The organism is Amycolatopsis endophytica, assembly GCF_013410405.1.
Taxonomy (GTDB): domain Bacteria; phylum Actinomycetota; class Actinomycetes; order Mycobacteriales; family Pseudonocardiaceae; genus Amycolatopsis_E; species Amycolatopsis_E endophytica.
On sequence record NZ_JACCFK010000001.1, the window covers coordinates 3325219 to 3340774 of the forward strand.

The 15556-nt window shown below is 73.3% G+C and carries 13 protein-coding genes and 1 riboswitch; of the genes, 5 read left to right on the plus strand and 8 right to left on the minus strand.

All coding sequences use genetic code 11. The annotated features are described in order from the left end of the window. Positions 1-293: 293 nt before the first annotated feature. From HNR02_RS16490 to HNR02_RS16500, 3 genes are read right to left on the minus strand one after another with little or no spacing between them, the layout of a single operon-like run. Complete coding sequence (locus tag HNR02_RS16490; RefSeq protein WP_376772930.1) at positions 294-3503, minus strand: arabinosyltransferase domain-containing protein; 3210 nt, start codon at positions 3501-3503, stop codon at positions 294-296. A gap of 16 nt (positions 3504-3519) precedes the next feature. Next, positions 3520-4182 carry a 5,6-dimethylbenzimidazole synthase gene (bluB, locus tag HNR02_RS16495; protein WP_179774044.1) on the minus strand — a complete coding sequence of 221 codons (663 nt, stop codon included), beginning with the start codon at positions 4180-4182 and terminating at the stop codon, positions 3520-3522. After that, positions 4179-4928 (minus strand): cobalt-precorrin-6A reductase, encoded by a 750-nt coding sequence (locus HNR02_RS16500; protein ID WP_179774045.1) that lies wholly within the window; start codon positions 4926-4928, stop codon positions 4179-4181. The genes bluB and HNR02_RS16500 overlap by 4 nt, the downstream gene beginning before the upstream one ends. Positions 4929-4939: 11 nt before the next feature. Here HNR02_RS16500 and HNR02_RS16505 point away from each other — a divergent pair, with 11 nt between their 5' ends. After that, positions 4940-5995, plus strand: coding sequence for a cobalt-precorrin-5B (C(1))-methyltransferase (locus HNR02_RS16505; protein ID WP_179774046.1), 1056 nt, complete (start codon positions 4940-4942; stop codon positions 5993-5995). A 54-nt stretch (positions 5996-6049) separates the two neighbouring features. Here the strand turns inward: HNR02_RS16505 and cobM are convergent, their stop codons facing one another. Both cobM and cbiE read right to left on the minus strand, forming a co-directional pair. Continuing rightward, positions 6050-6817 carry a precorrin-4 C(11)-methyltransferase gene (gene cobM, locus HNR02_RS16510; RefSeq protein WP_179775956.1) on the minus strand — a complete coding sequence of 256 codons (768 nt, stop codon included), beginning with the start codon at positions 6815-6817 and terminating at the stop codon, positions 6050-6052. Beyond that, positions 6814-7989, minus strand: a complete 1176-nt coding sequence (cbiE, locus tag HNR02_RS16515) for a precorrin-6y C5,15-methyltransferase (decarboxylating) subunit CbiE (protein ID WP_376772865.1) — start codon at positions 7987-7989, stop codon at positions 6814-6816. Before cbiE ends, cobM begins: the two co-directional genes overlap by 4 nt. Before the next feature lie 41 nt (positions 7990-8030). After that, positions 8031-8091: riboswitch (cobalamin riboswitch) on the plus strand. 81 nt (positions 8092-8172) lie between these two features. On the opposite strand from cbiE, the gene HNR02_RS16520 reads away from it, so the two are divergent. Genes HNR02_RS16520 through cobC form a run of 4 tightly spaced genes read left to right on the plus strand, consistent with a single transcriptional unit; the run spans position 8173 to position 13091 of the window. Next, positions 8173-10143, plus strand: a complete 1971-nt coding sequence (locus tag HNR02_RS16520; RefSeq protein ID WP_179774047.1) for a putative cobaltochelatase — start codon at positions 8173-8175, stop codon at positions 10141-10143. Beyond that, positions 10143-10757, plus strand: coding sequence for a cob(I)yrinic acid a,c-diamide adenosyltransferase (gene cobO / locus HNR02_RS16525; RefSeq protein WP_179774048.1), 615 nt, complete (start codon positions 10143-10145; stop codon positions 10755-10757). Before HNR02_RS16520 ends, cobO begins: the two co-directional genes overlap by 1 nt. After that, the gene (locus HNR02_RS16530) at positions 10751-12085 is read left to right on the plus strand and encodes a cobyrinic acid a,c-diamide synthase CobB (RefSeq protein ID WP_179774049.1); all 1335 of its coding nucleotides are present in this window, start codon (positions 10751-10753) and stop codon (positions 12083-12085) included. The genes cobO and HNR02_RS16530 overlap by 7 nt, the downstream gene beginning before the upstream one ends. Further along, on the plus strand, positions 12078-13091 hold the full coding sequence (gene cobC / locus HNR02_RS16535; RefSeq protein ID WP_179774050.1) for an Rv2231c family histidinol phosphate aminotransferase CobC: 1014 nt from the start codon (positions 12078-12080) through the stop codon (positions 13089-13091). Before HNR02_RS16530 ends, cobC begins: the two co-directional genes overlap by 8 nt. Here cobC and HNR02_RS16540 read toward each other — a convergent pair. The 3 genes from HNR02_RS16540 to cobU all read right to left on the minus strand — a co-directional run bounded on the left by HNR02_RS16540 (position 13074) and on the right by cobU (position 15520). Beyond that, positions 13074-13805 (minus strand): adenosylcobinamide-GDP ribazoletransferase, encoded by a 732-nt coding sequence (locus tag HNR02_RS16540; protein WP_179775958.1) that lies wholly within the window; start codon positions 13803-13805, stop codon positions 13074-13076. The genes cobC and HNR02_RS16540 overlap by 18 nt on opposite strands. Before the next feature lie 72 nt (positions 13806-13877). After that, complete coding sequence (gene cobT, locus HNR02_RS16545) at positions 13878-14903, minus strand: nicotinate-nucleotide--dimethylbenzimidazole phosphoribosyltransferase (RefSeq protein ID WP_179774051.1); 1026 nt, start codon at positions 14901-14903, stop codon at positions 13878-13880. Then, on the minus strand, positions 14900-15520 hold the full coding sequence (gene cobU / locus HNR02_RS16550) for a bifunctional adenosylcobinamide kinase/adenosylcobinamide-phosphate guanylyltransferase (protein ID WP_179774052.1): 621 nt from the start codon (positions 15518-15520) through the stop codon (positions 14900-14902). The genes cobT and cobU overlap by 4 nt, the downstream gene beginning before the upstream one ends. Positions 15521-15556 lie beyond the last annotated feature (36 nt).

Below are 15556 nucleotides of genomic sequence, written 5' to 3' on the forward strand. Positions count from 1 at the left end.
CTCGCCCGCCGGAGCGTGGGACTCGCCGACGTGCCCGGCGAGTCCCACGTTCCGGGCCGCGAGTTCTGCGTTCCCGCGCGCGAATTCCACGTTCGCGCGGTGCCCGGCAACGGTAGGCGACCCGGCGCGTTGCCTGCCGGCCTTTCCTCTCCCGCAACCGATCCCCAGCCAAAGAAAATGAAGGATCGGGTCCGGGAGGGGCGATCGCTTGCGAGCTTGCGAGCCCGGCGCCCTCGACACCCGCGTAGCGGCAACGAAAAGAAACCCCCGCCGGAAGCGGGGGTTCCCTCACATCAGCGAGTCGGCGTCGACCCGTTCGGCTGCTGCGGCCCTGGCCCGGGGCTTTGCCAGCCCCACATCGTTTCGGTTCCGTGTGACACCTGCGGTGCGACGCCGTCCGTGAAGGGTTCGATCTGCAGCAGGCGTCCCCAGGACCGGCCGGAGGTGTCACCCTCCAGGTAGCTCGGCACCTCCGGCTGATCGGCCAGTTCCTCGATCCAGCCGTTGGGCCCGCCACCGATGTTGTCGGCCACCCCGGCTTCCGCCGCCAGGTCACCCGCGGTGATCCGGTAGGCCGGGATCTGCGAGATGCCGTCGTGCGAGGCGACCGGGTTCATGCACGGGTAGACGAACGCCGCGGGCCAGTCCATGTAGACCGGTGCGCTGCCGACCCGCTGCGTGAGCGTGGTGAACGTCGGCACGCGCGGGGCGCTCACCGCGACCCAGCCGTCGGAGGTGATGTCGTCGTCCTTGACCACCACGCGCACCCGGTTCACGTCCGCGGGCAGGTCGCCGATGTCGACCCGCTCGTCGGCCCACTTCGTGTCGTCCGCGCTCGCCCCGGTGCCGACGTTGGTGCCCAGCACCGTCGTCGATTTGACCACCTCGACACCCGCGGGCGTGTCCCGGCCGAACTCCAGCGCCACGTTCGTCGCCTTGCCCGGAGGCGCCGCGGTCGCGATCGTCACCTGCGCGCCCGCGTGCTCGTCGGGCAGCCCGTACCAGTCGGTGCGCAGACGGCCCGTCGCCGAACCCTCGTGGTAGCTGCTCCACATCGGCACCGTCGCGGTCGTGAACCCGTGTGGCGGGGCGTTCAGCGGATCGTCGTCGCCGACGCCGTCGGTGTGGAAACCGACCGACGTCTTCTCGTTGCCCTCGTTCTCCGGCAACGGCAGCGCCGAGTTCTCCGGCTGCTCCGTCTCGTCCGGAACGGTGACCGCGGAAACCGGTTTGAGCATGCTCGACACCGGATCCTGCTCCACCATCACGTGGTCCGACAGGTTGCAACTCGACCCGGTCAGATGCTCCACGTTCGCCGCGGCCAGGCTGTAACTGCCCGTCGACATCTGCTTCTGGATCGACTTCGCCATGCTGGCGACCTCGAACACCACGAACGCGCCACACACCACGACCAGCGACACCGCGCCCAGCCGCAGCCCCCGGCCGCGCCGCTCCTGCACCGGCGGGAGAGCGCCCGGCCGTTGCGCGCGCACGTTCTCCACGAACGCGAACACCGCCGCCACCAGCGCGGCCGCGAGCAGCGCCGTGGACAGGTGGTAGCCCTTGAACGACGGCGCCTTGTCCCACCACGGCACCCCGAGGCTGGACACGAACCAGTACGCGTTCGGCCCGGTGACCGCCAGCGCCGCCACCACCAGCAGGCCCGCCGTGAAGGCCGCCCGGTTGCGCCGCGAGCGCAGCACCGTCGAACTCGTCGCCAGCGCGGTCAGCGCCGCCATCGCCGCGCCCACACCGGCGAACGCGCCGAAGTGGTGCGTCCACTTGGTCGGGGTCAGGGCGAGCAGCAGGAAGAACAGCGCCACCGTGCCGATCAGCCGCCGGGCCGGGCCCAGGGCGGCACCCTGGATGCGGCCGCGGCGCAGCAGCACGACCAGGCAGGTGCCGGTGCACAGGATCAGCAGCAGCACCGGGAACCGGCGGGTCAGGGCGCCGTCGGCGCTGTTCTCGAACAGCAGCTCGTAGCGGGCCAGCTCCTCGTACCAGGACTTGTTCGGCCCGACCGAGCCGCGCAGGCGCGTCGCCTCCATGACCGTCGAGAACGTCTGGTCGGCGAAGATGACGATCAGCACCACGAACCCGGCCGCCGCGATCGGCGCCAGCACGGTCGCCCACCCGGACTCGCGTGCCCGGCTGCGCAGCAGGTGGAACAGCGGCTTCGCGGCGACCAGGAACGGCGCGACCGCGATCAGCGCCGTCGGCGTCGCGGCCAGCGCGAACGCGGCGCCGATGAGGCCGAGGCACAGCGGCAGCAGCCGCCGCGTGACCAGCGCGCGTTCCACCGCGCACAGGGCGATCAGCGAGCCCAGCGCGGCCCACGGCTCCGGGCGGACCCCGTTGTTGAACGGCAGCCACCAGACCAGGAACACCACGGCCGCGGCCCAGCCCGCCGCCCGGCTGATCCGGACCTCCTTGCCCAGCCTGGGCAGCACCTCACGGCTGATGAGCAGCCAGCTCAGGATGCCGAGCAGGAACGACGGCAGCCGGATCCACGGCGGCACCGTGGACACCGTCGCCATCAGCTCGTAGATGTGGTCGTTCCACCCGAACGGCGCCTCGGCCACGCCGAACCACCGGTGGTAGTTGGTCAGGTACCCGACCTGGTCGGCGACTCTGGCCATGGTGAGGATGTAGCCGTCGTCCGAGGTCACCGGCCCGATGAACACCCAGGCGCCGAGCACGCCGAAGACGGTCACGTCCCGTTTGGTCAGCTTCCACCAGCCGATCGGCGCCCAGCGCGGAGCCCGCCGCGCGGTGCCGGCGTCCAGCCGGTTGACCGCGATCAGGCAGCCGATCAGCGACAGCACGCCGAACACGCCGATGCCGACCTTGAGACCGGTCGGCGAGGACTGGTAGCGGGTGTCCGGGGTGATGCCGACCGAGAGCCCGGCGATCGGGTCCTGCGACGACGAGATGTCGGTGTAGATGCCCAGCACGCGCGGGCGGACGTCGCCGCCGGAGTCGTAGACCGGGGTGCCCGCGACCGACAGGGTGGTGTGGGTCGCCGTCGAGCTGAACCGGATGTCGCAGCCCGTCGCGGGCAGCGGCTGGCGCGCGACCTGCTGGCCGCGGCTGGTGGCGGTGAGCACGCCGTCCTCGACGTTGAGCTGCGCTCCGGCGCCGTTGCCCGCGCGGGCCGGCGGCACGGTCGAGAACAGCAGGCTGGACCCGGCGCCGCGGGCGTCGAGCGACTGGACGGTCGCGCACGGGATGTCGACCTGGAGGTCCTGTGCCCAGTAACCGACGAGCGGGGCGTTGACCGGGCGCGTGTCGCTACCGGCCGGCCACGCGATCTTCGCCGTGTCCTGGACGACCGGCAGCAGCGGGAACGCGACCGCGCAGGCGGCCGCGAACAGACCGAGAACGACGGCGAGCAGCCGCCACAAGAACGTGCGAGGTCGGCGCGATGAGGTGCTCTCCGACGCGCCCGGCTGTTCCGGGTCGGTCACCTCGTCCCGCGCGACAGTAGGTGTCCTGCTGGCCATCCACATTGTCAGAACGCTATCGCGATGCTTCCTCGCGCTCGCTTCGGGATGGTGGTGTCCGGAAACGTTCACGGTGCGTCGCCGCCGACAACGGGCGCCGTTGCCGCCAGCCGTGGCGCTCCAGGTCCGGTATGTCCTGCAGCGCCTTCACCGGGCCCACACACAGCCACGCGACCGGCCGGACGTCCTCCGGGATGCCGAGCAGCTCACGCAGGAAGTCTTCGCGGTAGAAGCTGACCCAGCCGACGCCCAGACCTTCCGCGGTCGCGGCGAGCCACAGGTTCTGGATCGCCAGGCACACGGAGTACAGGCCGGCGTCGGCGATCGCGTGCCGCCCGAGCACGTCCGGGGCGCCGCGGCTCGGGTCGTAGGTCACGACGACCCCCAGTGACGACGAGAGGATGCCCTCGATCTTGATCGGCGCGAACGTCTCCCGGCGCTCCTCGGGCAGCGACGCGGCGAAGACCTCGCGCTCGGCGAGCACGTGGTCGCGGAACACGGTACGCGTACGGGTGTTCTCGACGAGCACGAAATCCCACGGCTGGGTGAGGCCGACGCTGGGCGCGGAGTGCGCGGCTTCGAGCACGCGGTGCAGAACCTCGTCGTCGACCGGCTCGCCGGTGAACTCCGCGCGCACGTCCCGGCGCCGTCGCAGGACCTCGTAGAACTCTTCGATCATGTCCCCAGGATCGCTGACACCCACGCCAGCGCCGCGTCCACGTCGGCGACGGTGTGCGCGGGCGGGCGTTCCGGGCGCCGCACGACGACCACCGGCACGCCTTCGCGGCGGGCGGCGGTGAGCTTCGCGGTGGTCATGTCGCCGCCGCTGTCCTTGGTGACGAGTACGTCGATGCGGTGTTTCCGCAACAGCGCCGTCTCACCCGCCACGGTGTACGGGCCGCGGCCGAGCAGGACCTCCAGGCGCGGTGGCAGCGGCGGCTCCGGCGGATCGACGCAGCGGGCCAGGAACCACGGCCGGGTGCAGCGCGCGAACGCGGACAGGCCCTGGCGGCCGCTGGTCAGGAAGATCCGGTCACCGAGGGTTTCCACGAGTTCCGCGGCTTCGCCGAGGCTGTCGGCCCAGTGCCAGTCGTCCCCGGGGCCCTGCTGCCAGCCGGGGCGTTGCAGGCGGAGCAACGGGACGTCGGCACGTCGCGCGCCCTCGACGGCGGACGCGCCGATGCGCTCGGCGAACGGGTGTGTGGCATCCACCACGGCGACGGTGCCGTGCCCGCTCAGCCAGCGCGCGAGGCCCTCCGGTCCGCCGAAGCCGCCGATCCGCACCGCACCCGCGGGCAGGCGCGGGTCGGCGACCCGTCCGGCGAGCGACGAGGTGACCGCCACGCCGCGGTCGACGAGCCCGGAGGCCAGCGCGCGGGCCTCACCGGTGCCTCCGAGCACGAGTACTTGCGTCACGCCAGCCATACTGCCCGGTGATGAGGTACGGGTGGACCACCGGAGCGTGCGCGACCGCGGCCACCACGGCCGCGTACACCGCGCTGCTCACCGGCGAGTTCCCCGATCCGGTCGAGGTGCTGCTGCCCCAGGGCCGCCGCCCCGCGTTCGCGCTGGCCACCGAGCGACGGGACGCGGCTTCGGCGACCGCCGGGGTGATCAAGGACGCCGGCGACGATCCGGACGTCACCCACGGCGCGCTGATCGAGTCGACGGTCACCCGTGGCGCGCCCGGGAGCGGTGTGACGTTCCGGGCGGGCGTGGGTGTCGGCACGATCACGCTGCCCGGCCTGCCACTGCCGGTGGGGGAGCCCGCGATCAACCCGGTGCCGCGGCGGCTGATGACCGAGGCGGTGCAGCGGGTCGCGGCGTCGTTCGGCGACGCCGGGGACGTGGTGGTGGAGATCTCGGTGCCGGAGGGCGAGGAGCTGGCACGGCAGACGTGGAACCCGCGGCTGGGCATCCTCGGCGGATTGTCCATCCTCGGCACGACGGGTGTCGTGGTGCCGTACTCGTGCTCGGCGTGGATCGACAGCATCCGGCGCGGCGTCGACGTGGCGCGGGCGCTGGGGCACCCGCACGTCGCGGGCGCGACGGGCAGCACGTCGGAGCGGGTGGTGGCCGACCGGTACGCGCTCCCGGAGACGGCGCTGCTCGACATGGGCGACTTCGCGGGCGCGGTGCTGAAATACGTGAAGCGGCACCCGGTGCGCCGCCTGACCATCGCGGGCGGGTTCGCGAAGATGTCGAAGCTCGCGGCCGGGCATCTGGACCTGCACTCGAAGCGGTCCCAGGTGGACCTGGCGCTGCTGGCTTCGCTGGCTCCCGAGGGGCTGGCATCGGAGATCCTCGGCGCGAACACGGCGCTGCACGCGCTGCAGCTCTCGCAGGCGGCGGGTTTCCCGATCGGCGACCTGGTCGCGGCGCGGGCACGGGAGTTCGCGGCGTCGGTGCTGGACCCGGCGCCGGTCGCGGTGGACGTGCTGGTGATCGACCGCGCCGGGACCGTGGTCGGGGTCAGCGCGCCGGTGAGCTGACCCACGCTCGCGAGCGGGCCGTTTCGTAAGCGGCGGGTGCGAGTTGCCCGGGCGTCACGACCGTTCCGGCGCGCTCGCCCCCGAACGGTCCCGCGCCGCCGAATACAGGTAGCTGTCCGGAAAGTTCCCGGCCGCCAGTACGCGTCCCACGAAGATCACCGCCGCACGGTCGATTCCGGCGTCACGGACCTGCGCCGCGATGTCGGACAGGGTGCCGCGCAGGATCTGCTGCTGTGGCTGGCTCGCGCGGTGCACGACGGCCACGGGGCAGTCCGCGCCGTAGTGCGGCAGCAGTTCGCCGACGACCTGCTCGATCCGGGTGATCGCCAGGTGCACCGCCAGCGTGGTCCCGCTGGCGGCGAACGTCGCGAGCGTTTCGTCCGGCGGCATGGCCGTCGAGCGGGCCTGGACGCGGGTGATGACCAGGCTCTGGCCCACCGTCGGCACCGTCAGCTCGCGTCCCAGCTCCGCGGCCGCCGCCGCGAACGCCGGGACACCCGGGACGACCTGGTAGGCCACACCCGCCGCGTCGAGCCGTCGCATCTGCTCGGCCACCGCGCTGTAGATCGACGGGTCGCCCGAGCACAGGCGTGCCACGTCGTGCCCGGCCCGGTCCGCCGCCACCAGCTCACCGACGATCTGCTCCAGCGACAGGTCCGCGGTGTCGATCCTGCGCGCGTCCGCGGGGCAGTGGGCGAGCAGGTCCGGCGGGGTCAGGCTGCCGGGGTAGAGGCACACGCCGCAACGCGCCAGCAGATCGCGTCCGCGCACGGTGATCAGGTCGGCCGCGCCGGGCCCGGCGCCGATGAAGAACACGGTCATTTCAGGAAACTCCATTGCGTCACGGTCCGGGCCGGTGTCCAGCCGGTGAACCCTCCGAGCGGCGCGGCGTGCTCGACGGCGACGCGAACCAGCTCGCCGCCGTAGCGCTGGTACGCCGCTACCAGCGCCTGTTCCGATTCGAGCGTCACGGCGTGCGCGACGAGACGGCCGCCGGGCCGCAGCGCGTCCAGGCAGGCGCCGAGCGCGGCCAGGCCGCCGCCGAGGAACACGGCGTCCGGCACCGGAAGATCCGGCAGGTCATCGGGCGCGGTGCCGGTCACCACGCGTAGTTCCGGTACACCCAGACGATCTGCGTTGCGCTGGATCCGCGCCACCCGTTCGGGATTGCGCTCGATCGCGATCGCCCGGTTCGCCGGATGCGCGCGCGACCACTCGATCCCGACGCTCCCGGCACCGGCGCCGACGTCCCACAGCAGCTCACCGGCCGCCGGCGCGAGCCGGGCCAGCGCGGAGGCCCGCAGGTCGCGCTTGGTGATCTGCCCGTCGTGCTCGAAGGCGTCGTCGGGCAGGCCGGGCAGCAGCGGCAACGGCGGCCCCGCGCACTCGACCGCGACGACGTTCAGCGGATCGCCCGCCGGATGTGACCAGCCTCGCGCTACCCCGTCGACCCGGCGTTCGGTCGGGGCACCCAGCTGCTCCAGAACCGTGAGCTTGCTCTCGCCGAAACCCCTTGCCACCAACACGGAAGCCAGCTCCGCGGGTGTTCCGCCGTCGGAACTGAGCACCAGCAATCGCGCCCCCGGCGCGAGCGCCCGGCTCACCCGGTGCACGCTGCGACCGACGACGCTGACCACCTCGGTTTCCTCCGCCGACCAGCCCATCCGGGCCCGGGCCAGCGCCACCGACGACACCGCGGGCACGATCCGCACGTTCTCCGCGCCCAGCCGTCTGACCAGCGTCGTCCCGATGCCGGACAGCAGCGGGTCCCCGCTGGCCAGTACACAGATCCGCCGCCCGGCGTACTCGGCAAGCAGGCCGTCCAGTGCGGGCAGCAGCGGGCTCGGCCACGTCACCTTCGGCACGTCGAGCGGCACCAGATCGAGCTGGCGGCGGCCGCCGAACAGCACGTCCGCGGCCGCGATTTCGGCCCGCGCGGGCTCGGCCAGCCCGGCCCACCCGTCGGCCGGAACACCCACAACGACGATCCTCACGGAGGGAGACCGTATGCGATGATCCTGGCGACGGTCTCCGTGGAACCCGGTGCGATTCCGGGGCGGTCCCGCCACTGTGACCGGCCCGAGCGGCCGGGAGCCAGAGCTTCGGTGGCCGTTACGTGCCCGGCACGTGCCCTGTTCAGGCGGGCGAGGACACCCGCGCGTGGCGAAGGAGTTCGCTTGAGGCCGTATCCGTTCACCGCCGTCGTCGGGATGCCGGATCTCCGGCTCGGACTGGTGCTGTCGTCGATTTCGCCCGCCATCGGCGGTGTCCTGGTGCGTGGCGAGAAGGGCACCGCGAAGTCGACGATGGTGCGTGCGCTGGCCGGCCTGCTGCCCGAGGTCGACGTCGTGGAGGGCTGCCGCTTCTCGTGTGACCCCGTCGCGCCGGACCCGGACTGCCCGGACGCGCCCCACGGCGAGGGCGCCTTCCGCCGTCCCGCGCGGCTGGTCGAGCTGCCGGTCGGCGCGGCCGAGGACCGCGTGATCGGTTCGCTCAACCTGGAACGCGCCCTCACCGAGGGCGTCACGGATTTCCAGCCCGGTCTGCTCGCCGCCGCGCACCGCGGCCTGCTCTACGTCGACGAGGTCAACCTGCTGCACGACCACCTGGTCGACACGTTGCTCGACGCGGCGGCGATGGGCCGCGCGACCGTCGAGCGCGAGGGCGTGTCGGTGTCGCACGCGGCGCGGTTCGTGTTGATCGGCACCATGAACCCGGAGGAGGGCGAGCTGCGGCCACAGCTGCTCGACCGGTTCGGGCTGACCGTCGAAGTCGCCGCGAGCCGCGATCCGGAGCAGCGCGCCGAGGTGATCCGCCGTCGGCTGGCCTACGAAAGCGACCCGGACTCCTTCGCCGCCCGCTTCGAGGAGTCCGACGCGCAGCTCGCGGCCGAGATCGCCGCGGCGCAGAAGCTCCTGCCCTCGGTCGAGCTGACCGACGAGGCCCTGCGGCAGATCGCCGAGGTGTGCGCGGCCTTCGAGGTGGACGGGATGCGCGCGGACATCGTCACCGCCCGCACGGCCGTCGCGCACGCCGCCTGGAGCGGGCGCACCGAGGTGGCAGGCGAGGACATCCGCGTCGCGGCCCGCCTGGCGTTGCCGCACCGCCGTCGCCGCAACCCGTTCGACGCGCCCGGCATCGACGAGGAGCAGCTGGAACAGGCCCTGCGTGACGCCGAACCGCCGGAGGACCCGGGCCCGCCGGACGACGACGGTCCCGGTTCGGGCTCGGACGCGCCCGCGGAGGGCCAACACGGTGACCGGGACGGCCAACACGGTGACCGGAGCGGCCAACACGGTGACCGGAGCGGCCAACACGGTGGGGAGCAGAAGCCGGTCGGGAGTGGGAAGCCGTTCCGGGCCAAGAGGTTCGAGGTAGCCGGGGTCGGCGGTGAAGGCGTGCACGGCAAGCGGTCGCGGGCGGTGACCGATGCCGGGCGGACCGTCGGCGTGCACCCCGCGGGCGTGCGCGAGGGGCGGCCGCACCTGGTCGCGACCGTGCGCGCGGCCGCGCCGCACCAACGGTCACGCGGCCGGTCCGGTGCGGGCCTGGTGCTGCGGCCCAGTGACCTGCGGTTCGCGGTGCGCGAGGGGCGCGAGGGCAACCTCGTGCTGTTCTGCGTGGACGCGTCCGGATCGATGGGTGCGAAGTCGCGGATGCGGGAGGTCAAGGCCGCGGTGCTGTCGTTGCTGCTGGACGCCTACCAGCGGCGCGACAAGGTCGGGCTCGTGACCTTCCGCGCCGGGGCCGCCGATCTGGCGCTGCCGCCGACGATCAGCGTCGAGGCGGCTGCCGCGCGCCTGGAGGGCCTGCCGACCGGCGGGCGGACGCCGCTCGCGGAAGGACTTCTGGAAGCCGCGCGGGTGCTGCGGCGTGAAGCCGTACGGGATCCGCGCCGCCGTCCGCTGCTCGTCGTGGTCACCGACGGCCGGGCCACCAACGGCGCCGACGCCGTCGCGCGGTCGCAGCAGGCGGCGGACATCCTGGCGGGCGCGGGCGTCGCGTCCGTGGTGATGGACTGCGAGACCGGGCGCATGCGGCTCGGGCTCGCGGCGGAGCTGGCCGCGCGGCTGGGCGGCGAGCACGTGCCGCTGGGCGAGGTCGCGGCCGACGCACTGGCCACCGAGGTACGACGGAGGGCTGCCTGATGCCGCAGGGAAAACCGCTGGTCGTGCCGGACGACGGGCTCACCACGCGCCAGCGCCGCAACCGGCCGCTGCTCGTCGTGCACACCGGCGAGATGAAGGGCAAGTCCACGGCCGCGTTCGGCATGGCACTGCGCGCGTGGAACCAGGGCTGGTCGATCGGGGTGTTCCAGTTCGTCAAGTCGGCGAAGTGGAAGGTGGGCGAGGAAAACGCCTTCCGCGCGCTCGGCGCCCTGCACGAAACCTCCGGTCAGGGCGGGCCCGTCGAATGGCACAAGATGGGCGAGGGCTGGAGCTGGTCCCGCAAGCAGGGCTCCGAAGAGGACCACGCCGCCAACGCGCGCGAGGGCTGGGCCGAGATCAGGCGGCGCCTGGCGCAGGAGCGTCACGACTTCTACGTGCTCGACGAGTTCAGCTACCCGCTGCACTGGGGCTGGATCGACACCGCCGAGGTCGTCGAGGCGTTGCGGGACCGGCCGGGCCGCCAGCACGTGGTGATCACCGGCCGCAACGCGCCGGACGAACTGGTCGAGGCCGCGGACCTGGTGACGCACATGACGAAGGTCAAGCACCCGATGGACGCCGGGCAAAAGGGCCAGCGGGGCATCGAATGGTGAACCGCGTCGTCATCGCCGCGCCCGCCTCGGGGCACGGCAAGACGACGATCGCCACCGGGCTGATGGCGGCCCTGCGAGCCCGTGGGGCCGCGGTGTCCGGTCACAAGATCGGCCCGGACTTCATCGACCCCGGCTACCACTCGCTGGCCACCGGGCGGCCACCGCGGAACCTGGATCCCTTCCTGCAGGGTGAATCCCTGCTGGCACCGCTGCTGCGGCACGGAGCGGCGGGCGCGGAGATCGCCGTCATCGAGGGCGTGATGGGGCTGTTCGACGGGCAGCTCGGCACCGAGGGGTACGCGTCGACGGCGCACGTCGCCCGGCTGCTGGACGCGCCGGTGGTGCTCGTGGTGGACGCTTCGGCGGCGAGCCGCAGCGTCGCGGCGATGGTGCTCGGGTTCGCGCGCTTCGAGCCGGGGGTGTCGATCGCGGGCGTGATCCTGAACAAGCTGGGCTCGCCCCGGCACGAGGAGGAGATCCGGACGGCGATGACGCACACCGGGATCCCGGTGCTCGGTGCCCTGCGGCGCAGCGATGACATCCACGCGCCCAGCCGCCACCTCGGGCTGGTCCCGGCGGCCGAGCGGGACGCCGAATCGCGGGAGTTGCTGCCGAAGCTGGCCGCGTGGGTCGCCGACGGGGTGGACCTGGACGCGATCGTGCGGGTGGCGCGGTCGGCCCCTCCGCTGACGGTTCCGGCGTGGGAACCTTCGGGAACCTTTTCGGGGCCACGCCGGGTGGTCGCGGCCGCCGCGGGACCGGCTTTCACCTTCCGGTACACGGAGACGACAGAGCTGCTGGCGGCCTCCGGTGTGGACGTCGTGGACCTGGACCCGTTGCACGACAAGACGTTGCCCGCGGACTGCGCCGGGTTGTACTTCGGCGGCGGGTTTCCGGAGGTGCACGTCGAGGACCTGTCGGCGAACGCGCCGTTGCGCGAGGAGCTGGGCGCGGCGATCGGCCGGGGCATGCCGGTGGTGGCCGAATGCGCCGGGTTGCTGTACCTGTGCCGGGAGCTGGACGGGTTGCCGATGGTCGGGGCGCTGGACGCCTCGGCGGCCATGACGCGGCGGGGCGCGCTGGGCTACCGGACGGCCCTCGCGCCGGGTGACCATCTGCTGGCCGTGGCCGGGGAGCGGGTCACCGGGCACGAGTTCCACCGGACCGTCGTGACGCCCCGCGCGGGTGCGGTTCCGGCGTGGTCGTGGGACGGGGTCGGCGAGGGTTTCGCCTCGCCCACAGTGCACGCGTCCTACCTGCACGTCCACTGGGCCGGGCATCCCGCGCTGGCGCGGCGGTTCGCGGCGGCGGTGCACGCGCATGGATGATTACGATCTGCACCACCACGGTGACCGCGAGGTCGGGGACGGGCTGGTGGATCTGGCCGTGAACGTCCGGCTGCCGGTGCCGCCCGCCTGGTTGCGCGCGGAGCTGGTGTCGGCTCTGGACGATCTGGCCGCGTATCCCTCGTGTGGTGCGGCTGTCGGGGCGGTTGCCGCGCGGCACGGCCGGGAGGTGTCCGACGTGCTGGTGACGGCGGGCGCCGCGGAGGCGTTCACGTTGCTGGCCAACGCCGTACGCCCACGACACGCGGTGGTGGTGCACCCGCAGTTCACCGAACCCGAGGCGGCGCTGCGTGCGGCAGGCCACGAGGTGGACCGGGTCGTGTTGCCCGCTTCGGACGGTTTCCGCCTCGGGCCGGTGCCGGAGAGTGCGGATTTGGTGTTCGTCGGCAATCCCACGAACCCGACGTCGGTGCTGCACCCGGCGTCGGCGTTGCGTGCGCTGGCCCGTCCCGGCCGGGTGCTGGTGGTCGACGAGGCATTCCTGGACGCGGTGCCGGGCGAGCCGGAAAGCCTGGCGGGGGAACGGCTTCCGGGTGTAGTGGTGATCCGCAGCCTGACCAAGACCTGGGGGATCGCGGGCCTGCGGGCCGGTTACGTGCTGGCCGAACCGCCGGTGGTCGAGGCGCTGCGGGCCGTGCAGCCGCCGTGGTCGGTGTCGACGCTCGCCGCACGCGCCGTGGTCGCCTGCACTCAGCCCTCCGCTGTGGACGAAGCCGACAAGCTGGCCGTGCGGGCGGAGCAGGAGCGCGAGTACCTGGTCGCGGGGCTGAGGTCCGCGGGCATCGAGGTGGCCGGTGCGCCCCGCGGCCCGTTCGTCCTGGTGCGCGTTCCGGGCGCCGCCGATCTGCGCCAGCGGTTGCGAAACGCCGGGTACGCCGTCCGGCGAGGCGACACTTTCCCCGGTCTCGATGAAGACTGGCTCCGCATCGCGGTACGGGACCCGGCGGTGACGGACGGGTTCCTGGAAGCCCTACGGCGCGAGCGCTAACCAGGCCGTCGCGGCGGCGATCTCGACGCCGGCCCCCAGCACATCGCCGGTGATGCCGCCCAACCGGTTCGTGCAGCGCCACAACATGACTCCCGCGGCGGCGACGGCGGCCGCGACCGCCAGGGGGCCGCGCCACCAGGGCAGTCCGGGGGCGAGCGTGGCCAGCCCGGCGGCGGCGCACAGCGTGAGGATCGTCCAGGGCGGGCGGATGGCGCCCGCGACGGTCGCGCCCAGGCCCTCCGGCCGGGCCGAAGGAACACCGCGCGTGCAGCACAGCGCGAGCACCCACCGGCTGACGAGCGTGCCCACGACAGCCGCCGTGACGCCGTGGCCCGAGGTGATCGCCCCACTCAACGCTCCACACTGGACGATCAACACGAGCAGGAGCGTGGCGACGCCGGTGGGACCGGAATCGCCGCGGCGCATGATCTCCAGCGCACGGGAACGGTCGAAGGAAGCGCCAAGGCCGTCAGCGGTGTCGGCCAGGCCGTCCAGGTGCAGGCCCCGGCTGGCGAGCCCGATGGCGCCGACCGCCAGGCCCGCCACGGCCAGCGCGGGCAACCCCAGTAGGTCGCCACCGAGCACGATCAGCCCGGCCAGCACCGCCAGCGGCACGGCCGCCACCGGTGCCAGCAGCATCGCCCCGCTCGCCACGCGCCGGTCGATCACGTGCGGCGCAGGCACCGGCAACGCGGTCAACGTGCCCAGCGCCATCCGCCACGCGTCCCTCACCGCACGCCCCCCACTGTGGCATTGGTGGCGTCAGACGCATCGGGGGAACGGAGGTCACGCAAGGTCGGCCAGCAAACCCATGTCGGCGATGACGGCGCGCGCCGCGCGGAGTGCCGGGATTGCCTGGACCGCTCCGCTGCCTTCGCCGAGCCGCAGGCCCAGGTCGAGGATCGGCGCCAGGCCCAGAGCCTTGAGGGCGAACGCTTGCGACGGCTCGGTGGACCGGTGCCCCGCCAGCCACCAGCGCGGAGCGTCCGGCGCGATCTCCGCCGCCACCAGCGCCGCCGCACCGGAGAACACGCCGTCCAGCAGCACCGGCACCCCGCGGACGGCCCCCTGCACCAGGAAGCCCGCCGTCGCCGCGGCGCACGCGCTGCCCAGCGCCGTCAGCAGCTCGAACGGGTCCGACACCCGCGAACCCGCCCGCGCCAGACCCGCGCGGACCGCCTCGACCTTGCGTGCGCGCCCGGCCTCGTCCACACCCGTTCCGGCGCCGACGACCTCCTCGGCGGGCACTCCGAGCGCCGCCGCGACCAGCGCCGCCGCGACCGTCGTGTTGCCGATCCCCATGTCGCCGGGAACGAGCAGGTCCGCGCCCTCCGCGATCTCCGCGTCGGCGACCGTGCGGCCCACGTCGAAGGCCAGCCGGGCCTCGCCCGGCTCCAGCGCGTCCTCGACGTCGATCGACCCCGATCCGCGCCGGATCTTGTGCGCCCGCACCGCGTCCGGTACGTCGGACAGATCGGCGTCGACCGCGATGTCCAGCACCCGCACCCCCGCGCCGACCTCGCGGGCCAGCACGTTGACCCCGCTGCGGCCCGCCAGGAACACCCGCACCATCGCCGCGGTGATCTCCCGCGGGTACGCCGACAACCGGCTCACCCCGTGGTCACCGGCGAAGACGACCACCCGCGGCCGCGCGATCGGCGGCGGCGGGACCTGGCCGGACGCGGCGCACAGCCACGCGGCCAGCTCCTCCAGCCTGCCCAGCGAGCCGACCGGTTTGACCAGGCCGTCCAGCCGTTCCAGCGCGGCCGCGTGCGCCGCGGCGTCGGGGGAGGGGATGTCGAACCGGGTCACAGCCGGGCCCTTTCGTCGAGGTGCAGCACGCGCCCGGCCACCACCAGCTGCACGCTGTCCGCCTCGGCCGCGACGCGATCGTTGAGCGCACCCAGCACATCACGGAACAGCCGCCCGGAGGTTGTCGCGGGCACCACACCCATGCCGACCTCGTTCGTCACCGCGACCATCGGCACGTGCGCGGCCCGCCACGCGTCGAGGAACTCCTCCATCCGCTCGTCCAGGCGCAGCTCCCAGCCGGTCTTGACCTCCCACGCGCCGACGTCGCCGAGCACCCGCGTGACCCAGGTGCCCAGGCAGTCGATCAGCAGCGGCCGCGACGCCTTGCGGACGGCGGTGGCGAGGTCGCCGGTCTCGACGGTGCGCCAGTTCGCCGGTCTGCGCGACTGGTGCAGCGCGATCCGCGCCGCCCATTCGGGATCGTCACCGTCGGGCACCGGGCCCGGCGCGACATAGACGACTTCGGGATGGCGGGCCATCAGGCGCTCGGCGTGGCGCGATTTGCCCGAGCGGACCCCGCCCAGGACCAGCACCTTCGCCTCGTCGTCCCCGTACCGGCGGAGCAGCCGGGCGGCGGCCTCCAAGGAGGCGGCCAGCCGCTGGGTCAGCTTGGTCATACCCGGCATTCTCGTGCACGGGCTACCGTCCCGTGT

Bases quoted from the DNA above. Each gene is read 5' to 3' on its own strand.
- cobO (WP_179774048.1), top strand. From the start codon at position 10,143: ATGCCGCAGGGAAAACCGCTGGTCGTGCCGGACGACGGGCTCACCACG.
- HNR02_RS16530 (WP_179774049.1), top strand. From the start codon at position 10,751: ATGGTGAACCGCGTCGTCATCGCCGCGCCCGCCTCGGGGCACGGCAAG.
- HNR02_RS16540 (WP_179775958.1), bottom strand. From the start codon at position 13,805: ATGGCGCTGGGCACGTTGACCGCGTTGCCGGTGCCTGCGCCGCACGTG.
- cobC (WP_179774050.1), top strand. From the start codon at position 12,078: ATGGATGATTACGATCTGCACCACCACGGTGACCGCGAGGTCGGGGAC.
- HNR02_RS16490 (WP_376772930.1), bottom strand. From the start codon at position 3,503: ATGGCCAGCAGGACACCTACTGTCGCGCGGGACGAGGTGACCGACCCG.
- HNR02_RS16505 (WP_179774046.1), top strand. From the start codon at position 4,940: ATGAGGTACGGGTGGACCACCGGAGCGTGCGCGACCGCGGCCACCACG.
- cobU (WP_179774052.1), bottom strand. From the start codon at position 15,520: ATGACCAAGCTGACCCAGCGGCTGGCCGCCTCCTTGGAGGCCGCCGCC.
- bluB (WP_179774044.1), bottom strand. From the start codon at position 4,182: ATGATCGAAGAGTTCTACGAGGTCCTGCGACGGCGCCGGGACGTGCGC.
- cobM (WP_179775956.1), bottom strand. From the start codon at position 6,817: ATGACCGTGTTCTTCATCGGCGCCGGGCCCGGCGCGGCCGACCTGATC.
- HNR02_RS16500 (WP_179774045.1), bottom strand. From the start codon at position 4,928: ATGGCTGGCGTGACGCAAGTACTCGTGCTCGGAGGCACCGGTGAGGCC.